The organism is Shewanella salipaludis, from assembly GCF_012911865.1.
Classification (GTDB): Bacteria; Pseudomonadota; Gammaproteobacteria; order Enterobacterales; family Shewanellaceae; genus Shewanella; species Shewanella salipaludis.
In genome coordinates this window covers 164,568-179,986 of the sequence record NZ_JAAXYH010000004.1, presented here as the reverse complement: position 1 = coordinate 179,986, position 15,419 = coordinate 164,568, and the positions used below count along the sequence as shown (strand labels likewise).

The 15,419-nt window shown below is 56.1% G+C and carries 13 protein-coding genes; 5 read left to right on the top strand and 8 right to left on the bottom strand.

Annotated elements, in window-relative coordinates:
* Positions 1-12: 12 nt before the first annotated feature.
* The 3 genes from HC757_RS08020 to HC757_RS08010 form a co-directional block, all read right to left on the bottom strand.
* Positions 13-1,467 (bottom strand): protein adenylyltransferase SelO, encoded by a 1,455-nt coding sequence (locus HC757_RS08020; protein ID WP_169563802.1) that lies wholly within the window; start codon positions 1,465-1,467, stop codon positions 13-15.
* A gap of 12 nt (positions 1,468-1,479) precedes the next feature.
* Complete coding sequence (locus HC757_RS08015) at positions 1,480-1,779, bottom strand: hypothetical protein (RefSeq protein ID WP_169563801.1); 300 nt, start codon at positions 1,777-1,779, stop codon at positions 1,480-1,482.
* Positions 1,780-1,892: 113 nt separating this feature from the next.
* Positions 1,893-2,687, bottom strand: coding sequence for a hypothetical protein (locus HC757_RS08010; protein ID WP_169563800.1), 795 nt, complete (start codon positions 2,685-2,687; stop codon positions 1,893-1,895).
* Positions 2,688-3,188: 501 nt separating this feature from the next.
* On the opposite strand from HC757_RS08010, the gene HC757_RS08005 reads away from it, so the two are divergent.
* Positions 3,189-4,097 (top strand): hypothetical protein, encoded by a 909-nt coding sequence (locus HC757_RS08005; RefSeq protein WP_169563799.1) that lies wholly within the window; start codon positions 3,189-3,191, stop codon positions 4,095-4,097.
* A gap of 127 nt (positions 4,098-4,224) precedes the next feature.
* A complete protein-coding gene (locus HC757_RS08000; RefSeq protein ID WP_169563798.1) occupies positions 4,225-4,806 on the top strand; it encodes a YSC84-related protein in 582 nt (193 codons plus the stop codon).
* Between the two features lie 83 nt (positions 4,807-4,889).
* Here the strand turns inward: HC757_RS08000 and HC757_RS07995 are convergent, their stop codons facing one another.
* Positions 4,890-5,807, bottom strand: coding sequence for a LysR family transcriptional regulator (locus HC757_RS07995; RefSeq protein ID WP_244623318.1), 918 nt, complete (start codon positions 5,805-5,807; stop codon positions 4,890-4,892).
* Between the two features lie 75 nt (positions 5,808-5,882).
* Here HC757_RS07995 and HC757_RS07990 point away from each other — a divergent pair, with 75 nt between their 5' ends.
* The gene (locus HC757_RS07990; RefSeq protein ID WP_169563797.1) at positions 5,883-6,818 is read left to right on the top strand and encodes a cysteine hydrolase family protein; all 936 of its coding nucleotides are present in this window, start codon (positions 5,883-5,885) and stop codon (positions 6,816-6,818) included.
* A gap of 103 nt (positions 6,819-6,921) precedes the next feature.
* Here HC757_RS07990 and HC757_RS07985 read toward each other — a convergent pair whose 3' ends face one another.
* Both HC757_RS07985 and HC757_RS07980 read right to left on the bottom strand, forming a co-directional pair.
* Positions 6,922-9,273, bottom strand: coding sequence for a YgiQ family radical SAM protein (locus HC757_RS07985; protein ID WP_169563796.1), 2,352 nt, complete (start codon positions 9,271-9,273; stop codon positions 6,922-6,924).
* Positions 9,274-9,477: 204 nt separating this feature from the next.
* Positions 9,478-9,879, bottom strand: coding sequence for an MAPEG family protein (locus HC757_RS07980; RefSeq protein ID WP_169563795.1), 402 nt, complete (start codon positions 9,877-9,879; stop codon positions 9,478-9,480).
* Between the two features lie 154 nt (positions 9,880-10,033).
* Here HC757_RS07980 and HC757_RS07975 point away from each other — a divergent pair, with 154 nt between their 5' ends.
* Together HC757_RS07975 and HC757_RS07970 are read left to right on the top strand one after the other, a co-directional pair.
* Positions 10,034-11,254, top strand: coding sequence for a threonine/serine exporter family protein (locus HC757_RS07975; protein ID WP_169563794.1), 1,221 nt, complete (start codon positions 10,034-10,036; stop codon positions 11,252-11,254).
* A gap of 168 nt (positions 11,255-11,422) precedes the next feature.
* Positions 11,423-13,129 carry a ShlB/FhaC/HecB family hemolysin secretion/activation protein gene (locus tag HC757_RS07970; RefSeq protein ID WP_211164316.1) on the top strand — a complete coding sequence of 569 codons (1,707 nt, stop codon included), beginning with the start codon at positions 11,423-11,425 and terminating at the stop codon, positions 13,127-13,129.
* A gap of 37 nt (positions 13,130-13,166) precedes the next feature.
* On the opposite strand, the gene HC757_RS07965 is transcribed toward HC757_RS07970, so the two are convergent.
* Entirely contained in the window at positions 13,167-14,033 is an 867-nt protein-coding gene (locus HC757_RS07965) for an AraC family transcriptional regulator (RefSeq protein WP_169563793.1), read from the bottom strand.
* Between the two features lie 549 nt (positions 14,034-14,582).
* Entirely contained in the window at positions 14,583-15,404 is an 822-nt protein-coding gene (locus HC757_RS07960) for a hypothetical protein (RefSeq protein ID WP_169563792.1), read from the bottom strand.
* Positions 15,405-15,419: the final 15 nt, after the last annotated feature.

The following is a 15,419-nucleotide window of genomic DNA, read 5'->3' as shown; positions in this document are numbered from 1 at the left end:
CACCTCATAGGCTTAACTGCTGCAGGACATGATCAGCCCCTGACCCCATTCCGGCGGCCGTTTGGCAAAGGCTTCATGTTCCGGCTGCTCATCGAATGGTCGGCGCAGCAATTGGTGCAAGACAGTCAGAGGCCCAGTGTCCCCCGCCTCGACGGCAACAATCGCCTCCTGCGCCAGATAATTACGCAAGATATATTTGGGATTCACCCTGTTGCGCTCGGCCTGCCAGCGGGGCACATCGGCAACCTGTCCCAGGCGGGCCTGGTAACGGCCAAACCAGCTATCGAAGGCCGCCAGATGGGTAAAATCATCCCTCAGAGACGAGTGTTTGCTGCCAGGGTCCAGGCTGCCGAAGCGGCGCCAGGTATTGGTGTAATCCAGTTGATTCTGCTCCATCAACACTGTCAATTCGCCGACCAGCTGCAGATCCGTCTCATCCTGCTGCGTCTGGTTATCCGCCCCCGGCGTCAGCCCCAGCTTGGCACGCATCAGCTGCAGGTAGTGCTGCACCAACTCGCCCTGATAGCTGTTGAGCGCGGCAATCAAGTCATCGGACGGGATCAGCGGCGTCAACGCCTGGGCCAGACGCTGCAGGTTCCACAGGCCGATACCTGGTTGCTGGCCGAAGGCATAGCGCCCCTCGGGATCCGAATGGTTGCAGATGAAGTCTTCCTTGAAGGTATCCAGGAAGGCGAAGGGACCGAAATCGAAACTGTCCCCCAAGATAGACATGTTGTCCGTGTTCATCACTCCATGGGCGAAGCCCACGGCCTGCCAATGGGCGACCAGCCGGGCGGTATCGCGCACCACCTGCCGGAACCAGGCTCGATAGCCGGCGGCATCACAGCTCAGATGCGGATAATGCTGCTCCAGGGTGAAGTTCAACAACTGGGTCAGCTTGGCGGTGGCGCCGCGTTCACTGTGGCAGAAATACTCGAAATGACCGAAGCGGATATGGCTGCGGGCCAGGCGTACTGTGATGGCGGCACTCTCCTGGGTTTCACGCCACACAGGCAAGTCCGAGCCTATCACGGCCAGGGCGCGGGTGGTCGGCACCTGCAGATGATGCAGGGCTTCAGACACCAGAAACTCACGCACGGCGGAGCGCATCACGGCGCGGCCATCCCCCTGACGGGAATAGGGTGTGGGACCGGCGCCCTTGAGTGCCACATCCCAGGCGCCATCCGGGCCCATGGCTTCGCCCAGGATGATGGAACGACCGTCACCCAGCCTGGGGGAATAACCGCCAAACTGGTGGCCACTGTAGACCTGAGCATAGTAGCGGGCGCCTTCCAGCTTGGCGTTACCGGCCAAGCCCTGCAGCAAATTGTCATCGGGCTGTTGCAGCCCGATCAACTGTGCCCCATCCTGACTCCAGGCCAGCCAATGGGGATTGCTCAACCCGAGCGGCTGCACCTGGGAATAGAAACCCGGTAACTGGGTGAAAAAATCTTGCTTAAACCGCATCTTGTGTTCCATTTACTGACTGACACTCCGACATTGAAGCCGTTTCTGCTCGCTGAAAGCGCAACGTTCGCCACAGAGGTAGCTGCCGACACCGCTGTCACTCAAACGCAGCAGGCCCCTGGCCTTGCTGCGGCATTGCGCCAGATCTTCATAATAACCCGCTATCGCCTCCGGGTTAACAGCATCGGCGGGCAGCTCGGCCCGTTCTGGATAATAGAATAGGGTCCATTCGGGCGTCCGGGTGCAAGCGGAAAGGCAGGCGACAGCGACCCACAGCAAGAAAACCCTATACCACCAACCAACTCGTCTCATGCCGCCCCGCCCTGTTCGAACCATGAAAAATAAAAAAAGCGAACCTAAGTTCGCTTCTTGCAAATCCAGTCACTTCAGATTCTACACTGCCGGCGCCCGTGAGTTTACCGCTTTTATTGCGCCGCCTTGAGTTTTGCCTTCTCAATCCTGGCTATGCGTCCCTCGAAACCTGTCACAGTACCGTCACTCAAGCCATGCTGCAATGCCTGTTGGCATAGCTCTATGGCGGTATCGAAACGACCGCTGTCGTTGAGCAGGGTAGCCAACTGCATGAATCCCTGTCCCTTCTGTTCGACTCCAGGCATCTGCTTTTGCAACTCGGTGAAGACTTGCACATAGTCTGTCGCCAGGTTGGCACCAAAATTCAGATAGTCGGCTTGTTTACGCTGCTTATAGCACTCACCCAGGACGCCGAGCAGCGCCTGATGCTTGAGTTGCACGCTCGTCGCCGCCTCATAGTCGCTCATGGCCTGGGTCAGCTGGGGATTGGCCCAGCTCAGATCGACGCCGGCCGCCGCTGCCGGCTCGGCCTTCACTTCGGGTGCAGGTTCGGCGTCAGGGGCCGGCTCGGGTTCAGGCATTGGCTCGGGTGCAGCTTCGACCGCTGCCGCAGGTTCGGGGGCTGCCGCGGCTGCAACTTCCGTTTCTGTTTCCGTTTCCGGCTCGGGTGCCGGCTCCGCGCTGATTTCTGCCACAGCTGCTGTTGTGCTTGTCTGGGGTGCGGCCTGCTCAACCTCTGGCTGTGCTTCACCGCTCTCTGGCCGGGCGAGCGACTCGACCGGTTCTGCCGCTGTTTTCCGGGCCTCCGGCTTAATGTTACGCTGCTGCTCTTCTCTCGCCAGACGCTGAGTACGGCGGTACAGATACACACCGATAACAACGAGCAAAAAAATAATTATAATTTTCATCGTATTCACCATTGAATGGCCCTATGGACCAAGTATATTCGTAACCTCATTTCCAAACCTGTGGCGACAGGAAACACCACACTCACACGAGCCAATAACGAGCAAAGATTAAGCGCTATTAATAGAGCATACTCTCAGTGTAAATCAAGTGTTTATACATTATTTTCCGCTTGAGTACCAAATACATCCCCAAAGCACTATTTTTGCAAACCCAGGGACTAATTCCTTGGAATGCCTGGCTGGTCAGGCTGCCCGGCTTCAAAATCCGCTGCCGTGGCATCCTTGCTATCGCCAGGACCGCCAGTGAGGCTGCCGCCGCAGAAGTCGCGCCTTAGTCCTGGCATATACTCGGGATTTACCCTGTTTGAGGGATGGATGCCCCAACCGGGTGCCTGACATGGACACAAACAACTGAACCTCTGCTGACGAACACGGCCTCGGATAAACAAAATTAATTTGCAGCCGGTATTATCCCTGCTATAACAAAGACGCGAGGTATAGATGAACGAATTCAGCGACTTTTTCCTGCAGGCTTACTGGTGGCTTTCCCTGCTAGGGGGACTGCATTGCCTGCTGCTGGCATTCTATATTCGGCATATCTATCGCCGCGCCTTCGACAGCCGCCATCTGCTGGCCAACATCTTCAACTTGATCGCCCTGTATTTCTTCACCGGCATGCTGACCCGGGAAAACAGTCCCATTCCCCTGCACCTCTTGATGACCCTGTTCATTCCCGTGTATTTCCTGCTGATGCCCTCCCTCTATCTCTACTGCAGGCGTTTATTGGGATTGAACAAACAGGCATCGGGATTATCCTGGCACTTCTTGCCCGCCCTGGTCGCCATGTTGTCGGTCACGGTCGCCCTGCTGACCCATATCGACCTCACAAGCAAAGCGGCGTTCATCAGCATCTCCAGCCTGGGAAACCTGGGGCATTTCAATGTGCTTGGCGCCGTGCTCGTTGGACTCTTGACCCTGCAGACAGGGCTCTATGCCCTCGCCATCATCTTCATGTTGGTCGACTATAAATCCAGTCAAGCCAGACGTCATAAGGATGAGTTCAAGGAGATCAAGTTTCGCTGGTTGCTGGTGCTGACCCTGGGCGTATTGGTGAACTGGCTGATCCGTGCCCTGTTGGTGATCTTGCCCTTCTATTTCGGCGATCAGCTCTCGACCCTGTCCCTGGCGGTGACCCGCCTGAGCATGCTGCTGACGGTCTATATCCTGGTGCTCTATGGCCTGAAGCAGATCACTCAGGTGGCCTATCTCAGGGGGCTGATGAGCGCCAGCAAAGAGGGTCACTCCAAGGAGCTGGCACAGGTGCTGAGCCGGGAGGAATTCAACTACCTGCAGACTGTGTTGGAAGAGGCAGACACAGACAATGGCGCCGCTCCCGAGGATAAGGAATAACGCGCCGGGCCAAGCCCATCCCTGCGACTTAGCTGAACTCGGGCTGACCCCGGCTCATTTAGGGCTGTCTTTTCGGCTGCCCGGGGGTAAGCTTATTCAGGTCAACCCACGTTTTTTGGAGACTCATATGAAAAGTTTTTACTCAAGTGTCGTCATCGGCTGCAGCCTGCTTATCGGCATGCTGCTTGCGCCCATGGCGAGCGCGGCTGACAGTTACACTGAAGCTCTGCAGCGTTTTCAGCAAGCCCAGGAAACCCAAAGGTTTTTCAACAACGCCTACGGTTACGCCCTTTTCCCCACGGTTGGCAAAGGCGGCATCGGCATAGGCGCCGCCTATGGCAAGGGGCGGGTATTTCAGGGGGGCGTTTATCGGGGAGACTCGAGCCTGACCCAGCTATCCATAGGCTTCCAGCTCGGCGGCCAGGCCTACAGCGAACTCATCTTCTTCAAGGATGCCAAGGCCTATAACGACTTCACCGGCGGCAGTTTCGAGTTTGGTGCCCAAGCCTCCGCTGTCGCCATCAATCTCGGTGCCAACGCCCAGGCAGGCACTACGGGTAACTCGGCCGGCGCCGGACAGGCGGGCGCCGACAATGATGCCGCCAAGGCCTCCTATATCAATGGCATGGCGGTCTTTACCATGGCCAAGGGCGGGCTGATGTTCGAAGCCGCCCTGGCGGGACAATCCTTCACCTTCGAGGCCAAATAAACCGGTCCCATCCTGTCCATGACAGCAATCGACGAGAGGCCAATGGGGGCGGTCCAACTGCGATCGCCCCTTTCATTCCCGGCTCAGCCCACCGACACTCCCTGAACCCTGGCAAGCCGCGCGGTCAGCCGCTCGACCAAGAGGCGAAGCACCAGGGGGAGCTGCTGCCGATAGCCATGCAAGGCATAGACTCGGCGCGATGGTCCGGCATGGTCGGGCAACACGCGCTGCAGCCGCCCTTCGGCCAGCGCCGCGGCGACAAACACACTTGAAACCAAGGCAATGCCGGCGCCACAGAGGGCGCTATTCACCGCCCCCAGGGAAGTGTTGACCCTCAGCGATCGGCTGGAGGAGAAGCTCAGCGACTCTCCCCTGGCCGAACTCAGGTGACAATCCTGCTGCCAGGGAGTCACGATCAAGGGCAAGGAGCCTAGGGCGGCTGCCGCAACAGGACCATGACGCGCCAGGAAAGCCGGTGAAGCCACCAGAATGTTGTCGAGCGTCCCCACGGGGATCGCCTGATAACCGCTGTCTTTCTGGGGCCCGACCGAAATGGCCAGATCCAGCTTATGCTCGAGCAGATCCAAGCGTTCATCGCTGAAGAGTAGCTCGGGGGCGAGCTGCGGATACTCGGCCACCAGCTCGGCCACCAGCGGTGTGATCAGACCTGCCTCGAAAGCGTGGGGAGCCGTGATGGCGAGGCGTCCCCTGGGCACAGCGTTCAGCGCCCGGCTCTCCTCGAGCGTCAGCCCCAGCAATTCCAGCAACTGGGCACTGCGTTTGGCCAGCTGCTGGCCGGCAAAGGTCAGATTAAGCTGCCTGGTGCTGCGATTGAGTAAGCGCACCCCCAACTCGGCTTCCAACTGAGTGATGTACTGACTCACAGCGGACTTGGTATGCCCGAGCGCCTCGGCCGCCTTGGTAAATGAACCCAACTTGACCACCTCATCGAACACCAGCATCTGGTAGGGCAAACGCTTAAGTTCATTTTTTATGAACATTCATTTCATCATTTGGCTAATTATCATGGATTAATTAAACAATAAACTGAGTTCCACTACAACAAAGGAGCTAATATGACCCAAGCCATCAGAGAGCAGGTAATGAACGCCAGTCGCCAGTGGATCCAGGACTTCAACCAGGGCAATACCCAGGCCTGTATCGCACGCTATTTACCCCAGGCACAGTTGCAGGTCTCGCCCTTCGGGCGCTTCGCCGGGATAGAGGCTATCGCCGGCTTCTGGCAAGACTTCGCCGGCCACAGGCCAGGAGACTTGATCTACCGCAACGTCGACATCAAGGTGCTGGATGATAGCCAGGCAATATTGTCGGCCAACTGGCGCATGAACATCGCCAGCGGCTTCATCACCAAGGAGCTATGGATCAAGGCCGCAGATGGTCAGTGGTACCTGGCGGAGGATGATTTCAGCGTCCTGGCCCAGCATGCACAACCCCTGACACAACGCACCGCCCTGGTGATAGTCGACATGCAAAATGACTATTTCGACGGCGGGCGCTTCCCGCTGGCGGACACAGAGGCGGCAGCGGCCAAGACACTGATCCTGCTGGAACAATTTCGTCGCCAGGGAAAGCCCGTCATACATGTGCAGCACATCTTCGAGGATCCCGAAGCCGGCTTCTTCGCCCCGGGAACCCAGGGCAGCGAGATCTATCCGGCACTCGCGCCACAGGAAGATGAAACCTTAGTGGTGAAACACAGGGTCGACAGCTTCACCCATACCCAACTGGAGCAGGTGCTGGTCACCCTGGGGATAGATGAGCTGGTGGTAACCGGGGCCATGGCCCACGTCTGCATCCAGAGCATGACCCGCAGCGCCATAGAGAAAGGCTATGGAGTGACTGTCATTGCCGATGCCATCGCCGCTCCGACATTGAGCCTGGGCGGTGTCTCCTTGACGGCGCCGCAGGTTATCGCCGCCAACCTGTGCTCCCTCGCCTTCGGCATGGCCGAGCTGAAAACCGCCAACGAATGGCTGCAGGCGCACGCCTAGCCCGGCCGAACTCTGTGCCTGCTGCATAAAAAAATGGCTGCCATCGGCAGCCATTTTTTTAGTTTTCCGGGCTAAACGCCTTCTTTACCAGTCTTATCTGGACTTATCTGGACTTGTTTGGGCTTGGCTTGCCGGCCCTGGGCTTATTGCCGTTGGGCTGGCCTCCCTGCGACTTGGCTGCCTGCTGCTGTTTCGCAAGGGCGCTGCCGAACGGCGCCTTGGCGCCTGGCCTGGCCGGCTTCTTGTTAACATCCGACTTTTTGTTAACATCCTGCTTCTTGTTGACATCCTGCTTGGCTGTGATGCCGGCACCTTTCTTGCCTTGGCCCTGGCGATCGGCGAACTGATCGGCGCTGAAACGGGTGAAGGCCTTCTGGCCTTTGCCGGCCGCGGCGCCCTTTTGCCACTTCTCGTTGCGAGACTCGGCCGGCACCAACTGCCCTGGACCATTGCCTATCAGATCTTCCCGGCCCATGGCGCTCAAGCCTTCGCGGATCAGCGGCCAGCCTGCCGGGTCGTGATAACGCAGCAAGGCCTTATGCAACCGGCGCTGACGGCCCTTCTTCGGCACGCTCACCTGCTCGCTGTCATGCTTGACATTCTTCAACGAATTCAGCTCAGTATGGTAAATGGTGGTCGCATTCGCCATGGGTGAAGGATAGAAGTTCTGCACCTGATCCAGCCTGAATTTCTGCCCCTTGAGCCAGAGCGCCAGGTTCACCATGTCCTCATCCGTGGTACCCGGATGGGCCGAGATGAAGTAAGGGATCAGGAACTGTTCCTTGCCCGCTTCCTTGGAATACTTATCGAACAGTTCCTTGAACTTGTCGTAGGTGCCCATGCCCGGCTTCATCATCTTGCTGAGCGGCCCTTCTTCGGTATGCTCGGGGGCGATCTTCAAATAGCCGCCCACATGGTGCTGCACCAGCTCCTTGACATACCGCGGGTCTTCGATGGCCAGATCGTAGCGCACCCCGGAGGCGATCAGGATTTTCTTGATCCCAGGTACATCCCTGGCGGCACGGTACAAGTCTATGGTGTGCTGATGATCTGTGTCCAGGTGGCCGCAGATGGAGGGGAACACACAGGAGAGGCGACGACAGGTCTTCTCGGCCTTTTCGCTCTTGCAACCCAGCCGGTACATGTTGGCGGTCGGGCCGCCGAGATCCGAGATAACCCCGGTAAAGCCAGGTACCTTATCTTGAATATCCTTGATTTCCTTGACTATGGATTCCTGTGAACGACTCTGGATGATGCGGCCCTCATGCTCGGTAATGGAGCAGAAGGAACAGCCACCGAAGCAACCGCGCATTATGTTGATCGAGGTCTTGATCATGTCATAGGCAGGGATCTTGGCCTTGCCATACACAGGATGGGGCACCCGCTGATAGGGCAAGTCGAAGACGGCGTCCATCTCATCTGTATTGAGCGGCCAGGCCGGCGGATTGACCCATACGGCCCTGTCGCCATGGGGCTGAAACAGGGCGCGGGCACAACCCGGATTCTGCTCCTGATGCAGGATACGCGAGGCGTGGGCATAGAGGAATTTGTCTTCCGCGACCTTCTCAAACGCCGGCAACAGCACATAGGTTTTTTCCCATGGCTTGGGCCTGGGCGGCTGCACGCTGATGGCCTTGGGGGCCTCGTTATCGAAAATCTTCACCTCCGAGGGACCCGAAAGATTCTGACAGCCCACATCGTCGCCGCCATAGGGATTGGGCAGGGGCTCTATCTTATGCAGCTGATCCAGCTTGCGTGAATCCATGCCGCGCCATTCGGCCAGCGGCTGCTTACGGATCACCGCTGTACCGCGGACATCGTGGAGTTCGGTCACGGCTTCACCCGCCGCCAGGCGTCGTGCCACTTCGGCCAGCGGCCGCTCGGCATTGCCATAGATGAGCAAGTCGGCCTTGGCATCGAAGATCACGCTGCGGCGCACCTTGTCCGACCAATAGTCATAGTGGGCGATGCGGCGCAGGCTGGCTTCTATGCCGCCGATCACCACGGGAACCTCCTTGAAGGCTTCCTTACAACGCTGGGTATAGACGGTCACGGCACGATCCGGGCGCTTGCCGCCCACGTTGTCCGGCGTGTAGGCATCGTCCGAACGCAGGCGTCTGTCGGCTGTATAGCGGTTGATCATCGAGTCCATGTTGCCTGCGGTCACGCCGAAGAAGAGGTTCGGCCGCCCCAACTGCATGAAGGCCTCTTTGCTCGACCAATCCGGCTGGGCAATGATGCCGACCCTATAACCTTGGGCCTCGAGCATGCGACCTATCACCGCCATGCCGAAGCTGGGGTGGTCCACATACGCATCACCCGTGACTATGATGATGTCACAGCTATCCCAGCCCAGCTTATCCATTTCCTTGCGGGACATGGGCAAGAAGGGGGCTGTGCCGTAGCATTCGGCCCAAAATTTAGGATAACTGAAAAGTGTCGATTCAACTTGCATGCATTCAACCCGAGAGTCTGAGATCACCTGGAGACGACAGGCTAACCCGGCATCCATTTAAAGGACGCGGAGTATAGCAGGCTCCAGATCATAAGTGTGACTAAAAAAGCAACAATTGCCGGCTTTTTTGCCCAGACGCCCCGGGTGCCAAGGACGTTCCAGATCCCATGGGCGCCCAGGCTAGTCATAGAAAACGGCGGCAAGCTATGCCAGTGTCGCCATGGAGATGACCAGGTTAATCACCACCAGGGTCAGGATCACAGTCCAGGTCAGCAAGACTCCCCAGAAGCGGCCGAAGTGATAGCCGCCGCGGCCCAGATTCAGGCCGATAACATGCAGCAGACGGGCGACCAACCAGAGGGAGCCCAAGGCATGCAGGTAGGGCTGCGACAGGCCATTGGCCTCCGCCAACATCAACAGCAGCAGCGCCATGGGGGCATTTTCGAGCAGATTACCGTGCACCCGAATCGCCAACTCCAGCGCGGCGTTATCCGCACTCCCCAAGCCTATCTTGAACTTACGTCTGAGTCTGACCACCCTGTAAGCCAACACTAGGAACAACAAACCGGTTAAGCCGGCGTACAAACCCGATACCATCAACGACATCTCTACTCCCTGTCAGCAGCTAAAAGACCAATATATCCCGCCATAGACAAAATAAGGCATTTTATTTTACTTAAGCCTAAAAGCCGTTAACCTTTGACGGCAAGATAGGTTAATATGCGCGCGAATTCCCACTTCCATACAGTGAACCGCCCAAGTGGACAACCAAGAGTTTTTAGAAAAACGCCGATTTATCATAAAGCTAGGCAAGGCGTTGCACAAGTTTGGCACCCCGGCCTACCGCCTGGAGGCGCATCTGCAGACAGTGTCCGCGACCTTGGGCATGGCCGGCTATTTTCTGATCTCGCCGACGGCCATGACCTTCGTGTTGCAACATGACACAGATCAGGAGTACAACCATGTCGCCCGCGTCAAACCCGGGGAGCTGGATCTGGGTTCGCTGGCCCGTACCGACGAACTGGTCGATGAACTGACCTCGGGCAAACGCACCCTGGCCGAAGCACTGGAACGCCTGGAAGAAATTGCCAACAAACCCAATCCCTATGGTTCGCTGCTGACCTGGCTGTCATTCGGCAGTTCGGCGGGGGCCTTCGCCATGCTGATGGGAACCAGCTGGAACGACGTCTTCTGGTCCGCCCTGCTGGGGCTCCTGGTCTATGGTCTGGTGTACCGGGCCGAGCATTCCAAACGCATGGCCGAAACGCTCGAACCGCTGGCGGCGATCGTCTGCGCCATCTGTGCCTGCGCCATTGCCACCTTCGACCCTTATATCAACCTGCCCGTGGTAATCCTCTCGGGCATCATCATCTTTATTCCCGGCCTGGCCTTGACCCTGGGGCTGGCCGAACTGGCGGCAAGAGACTTGATCTCTGGTACGGCGCGCATCATGGACGCCGTCATGTTGCTGTTTAAACTCTATTTCGGCGCCGTGCTCGGCATGGCGATCGGCAAGGCCTTGTTCGGCGAGACGCTGCATCTGGATCCCGCAGCTTTGCCGCGCTGGGCCATCTGGTCGGCCGTGCCCATATTATCCATGGCCCTGGTGATCATCTTCAAGGCCAGGTTGAAGGATTCTCCCTGGGGCGTGCTGGCCGGAATAGTCGCCTTCTTCTCCGCCATGCTCGGCGGTATCTATTTGGGTGAGTCTATCGGGATCTTCTTCGGTGCATTGACCGTCGGCATCTATTCCAACCTGTTCGCCCGCTGGATGAAGGCACCAGCCTCCATCGCCCTGCTGCAGGGCATAGTGATACTTGTGCCCGGCAGCAAGACTTACATAGGCCTCAACGCGCTGATCTCGGGGGAAACCATGCTGAATCAGGCACACATAGGCTCGCAGATCTTCCTTATCTTCATGTCGCTCATCGCCGGCTTAATCTTCGCCAATGTGGCAGTCCCCCCACGCAGAACGCTCTAAGCCACTGGTTTAGTTGTTTAACCGGCGCATGGAGCGCGCCTGCCCCCTGGATGTTGTGGACTTATTTACTGACCCAGCTTGACTATTGCGTCATTCCTATGTGTTATTAAATTGTCATCTTCGGGCGTGAATCCACTCCCGAGGTTCAATGGATTTGGGGGTAGCCGGATGCAGAAAACCGAGTGCTGTGTTTGCCCGTTACTTCTCTGTGTGCTGATACAGGGGAATGCGGTTGCACAGCCGGAGCCGCCCCAAAGCGCAATTTCAACCCAAACCTCAACCCAAACCTCAACTTCAACTTCAACTTCAACTTCAACTTCAACTTCAACTTCAACTTCAACTTCAACCTCAAAAGTCGCCGGCAAAATAGTCGTAGTCAATCACGCTATTTTCGATGAGTCCCTGCCCGATGCCTTCTTCATTCACAGATGGGCCAATTATCTGCATATCAATACCCGCGACTTCGTGGTGCTCAACAAGCTGCCTTTCAAGGAAGGCGAACGAATCACTCAGAAAGATCTCGATGAGGTCCAACGTCTGCTGCGGGCCGAGCCTTACTTCAGGGATGCCAGACTCAGTTTTACCCCAAAAGATCCAACGGTTGCAGGCCTACCGACGGAACAGGCGGTGTTGATCGAAACCTGGGATAACTGGTCACTCCTGCCCACGATAAACTTCAGCAGCAACGGGGGTGAGAGTAAATACTCTGTGGGGATGAAAGAAGACAACCTGCTCGGGCTGGGGGTGCGTACCCTGGTCAAGTATCAGTCCGATGCCGAGCGCAGCGGCTATCAATTTGCCTTCGAAGCCCCGCTCAATGTCATTCCATACTCGACCCTGAGTGCCGATTTTCATGACAACAGCGATGGTCAGGCAACCCATGTGCGTTTCCTCAAGCCGTTCCACACCCTGGACAGCCGGGATCTGTATGGGGTCGAGTTTCTGGATGGGCGCCGCATAGACACCCTGAAACAAAACGGCAAAGACATCAATGAATTCGAACATGCCATCGATTATCTGAATCTGAGCTACGGCCGACTGCTCAGCAAAGAAAATGCCCATCTGTCACGCTTCATCCTGGGTGCAACCCGGGACAAGCATGAATTTGACAACATTGCCGACTATCCCGACTCGCCACTGCCCAGGGACCGGGATTTTCTCTACCCTTGGTTGGCCTATGAATACCTGAACGATGATTTCAGGGTGTTGAATAATGTGCATCTCATCAGCACCAATGAGGATTTCAACCTGGGCTGGCACCACTATGTCCAGCTGGGACTGGAACTCCAGGACACCAAAGACGGCCTGCCCGGCCTCCACCTCGACTGGCGCACCCAGAGAGGCTACCAGGATAAGCAAGAATTACTGTTGCTGGAATTTCTCGGCTCCGCCTTGTTCAACACCCGGCAGAAAGATTTCTACAACCTCAGTGTCCAGGCCGAGTATTTTTACCATATCGGCCCCAAGTGGACGGCTTACTCCAAGGCGAGGCTGAGCAGCTCCAGGCATAATTTTCTGGACAATACCTTCGCCCTCGGCGATGAAACCGGCGTCCGGGGCTATCCCAACGACTATCAGCACGGCGACAACCAATGGTTGTTCACCCAGGAATTACGTTACTACCCCAACATCAACCTGTACCAGTTCGCCGAACTGGGTTGGGCCGCCTTCATAGATGTAGGCCAGGCCCTCGGCGGTCCGGATGACAACAACGAGACCTCGGGCCCCATAGGCAGCCTGGGCATAGGTGCCCGCCTCTATTCCTCCCACTCCAGCTATGGCAATGTCGCCCACATAGACTTGACCTTCCCCTTCACCCAGGGCGACGAAGTCAACGGCTGGGGCTGGCGGGTATTGGTGCGCACCCGCTTCTGACAGAACTTGCGGCCCTGTTGGGGTAGGGGATCCACTGCTATTTCAGTGAAAAATAGATGTCCGTTATCAATTCATGCTCCGCGACTTCGGGGAAGAAATTGATGTAGTGGAAGTAAAGCGGAAAATCACGCAGCTCCTCACCACTCTGGGGTAGCCACTCGCGGTAGAACTGGTAAATCTTGTCATCCATCTGCTCGTGTGGACCATGATGACGAATCACGGCGCAGCGCCCCCCGGGGATCTCCTTAGTGACCACCCGATACTCGTTGTCGGCGACATCTTGACTGACCGAACCGCAGATATCGAAGCGGAAAGCCTCGGGAGCCACGTTATTGGGATCGTTGTAGGGAATACCAAAGGTCTGGCTGCTGGTGACTGGCGACTCCTTACTCTGCTTGCGCCAGGCAATAAATTGCTGAATCGATTGGTTCAGGGATGTTGGGCAGCCTTGGTGTTCGAGGGCTGCGATTTTAATGGCATCGCGTTGGGTTAATGTTATCTTCACTTTATCTCTCCTTGTCAGTTTGACCTTGGCATATTGTTGGCTCCAGTGCGCCCATTCAGGGGTTAACCTGAATTGAGATGGTGTCTGGGCAAATACATTCTTGAAGGCTCTGGAAAACGATTCGCTATTCTCGAAACCTGCATCGAAAGCTATGTCGGTGACCCTGAGTTCCGGATGAAAAACCAAGCGGTATGAAGCACGCTTGAGTCGCATCATTGAAATGTACTTGCCCACATTTATGCCGGTAAACACCTGAAATTGACGATGGAAATGATACTTAGAGCAGTGCGCAACCTCACTGAGCCGCTCCAGTGTCAGAGGTTTATCCAGATGTTGCCCTATGTAATCGCATACGGCTTCGATTCTGGCGCAGTAAACTGGGTTTGCCTGTTTATTCATATCCATCTCTTCTCAAGTGCCAAGTCATTCTGCAACCGGAAGACAATCACTACCTGACAGATATTGCTCAATCCTGGCCGACAGTACAAACCTAATTAACGGCCCGCAAGATTCGGCTGGCCGCTATCGGCCGGTCTGCATGAAAACCTGCGTGTAATGCCCGGGCGCTCATGCAGACTTTTTTATGACACTGAAGCCGGCAGCGTTTTGCCGCCTTGCGCGGCGGCACTGCGGATCAGGCATAGACTGCGGCTTGTGAACGGGGGAAAGGGAAATCTCACTGGCGTTAGACGGGGGGATGGTTGGCTCCGGATGTCGAAATAGGCATCCCCGGGTGCGCTGTGACGCTGTGACGCTGTGACGCTGTGGCGCCAAAGCATCCATACATACGCAAACACACGCAAAACATGCACAAAAGCCCACCCGGGTGTGCTCATCGGCATTCAAGCCACTGCAGAACTGCGCGGCTCTTAGCGCCATTTCCCGCAAGAGGAGCTAGGCATGCCTCCTCTCTTTTCTAAGACTGCAGGCTAGCCACTTTGCTTTCACTCATAGCGCCGCCAACAGGTTATCGCTCGCCAGCAACTCAAGCTTCTGCAGCTTAATCTGCTGCATCATGGGCTCGATAGCGGCTTCGGCATCCTTATACCAAGGTTTGGTATTGTCGGACATGTTGGTACTGAGGGTAAATTCGGCCATCAGATAATAGTTATTATCAAGCACGCAAGCATACCTATATTTTTTATTACTTTTTCTAGTTCTCATTTCAATATAACGCACCCATTCACGACCATTGAAATTAAACACTTTACGCTCACTAATAATTGGGAAACCAGTACTCATCATGTTTAAATTGATTTGCTCTTGTTTTTCCTCTTCGGTGAAGGGCGTCGCCCGTCTGGCAGAGTGTTCTTCTACTCTATTTCTAATTTTAGTATTCCAACCCGCGCCAGTTTCTTCATTGGGCTCGGCATTATAGTAATCGTTATACTGATCCAACAATGCCTGCCCCAGTTCAGCGGCATTTTTTACTTGAGACCTAGATGGCTCCCATTTACCTAGTTCCAGATTTAAGCGTAAATCCCCTTGTTCACCGCGAAAAGGCGTTGATACCAGAGGCCAGAAATACCAGTATGCCTCATGAATAGGTATGTATTTTTGGTGCCATAACTGGGAACAATTATTCTCAAACCAATCCGCCTGCTCCAATGGGTAGTTGACTATCTTGGCCCTGGGGGGCTTAGGCGGATTACACACGGGCAACTGAAATGACAGCTTGAACCGCTCACCCAAGTAGTAGCTTTCAGTATACGTCTGATTAAAATCTGGACCACCGCGATAGCGGCGCAATAATTTACGTAATAGTGCCATATAGCCGCCTTATTG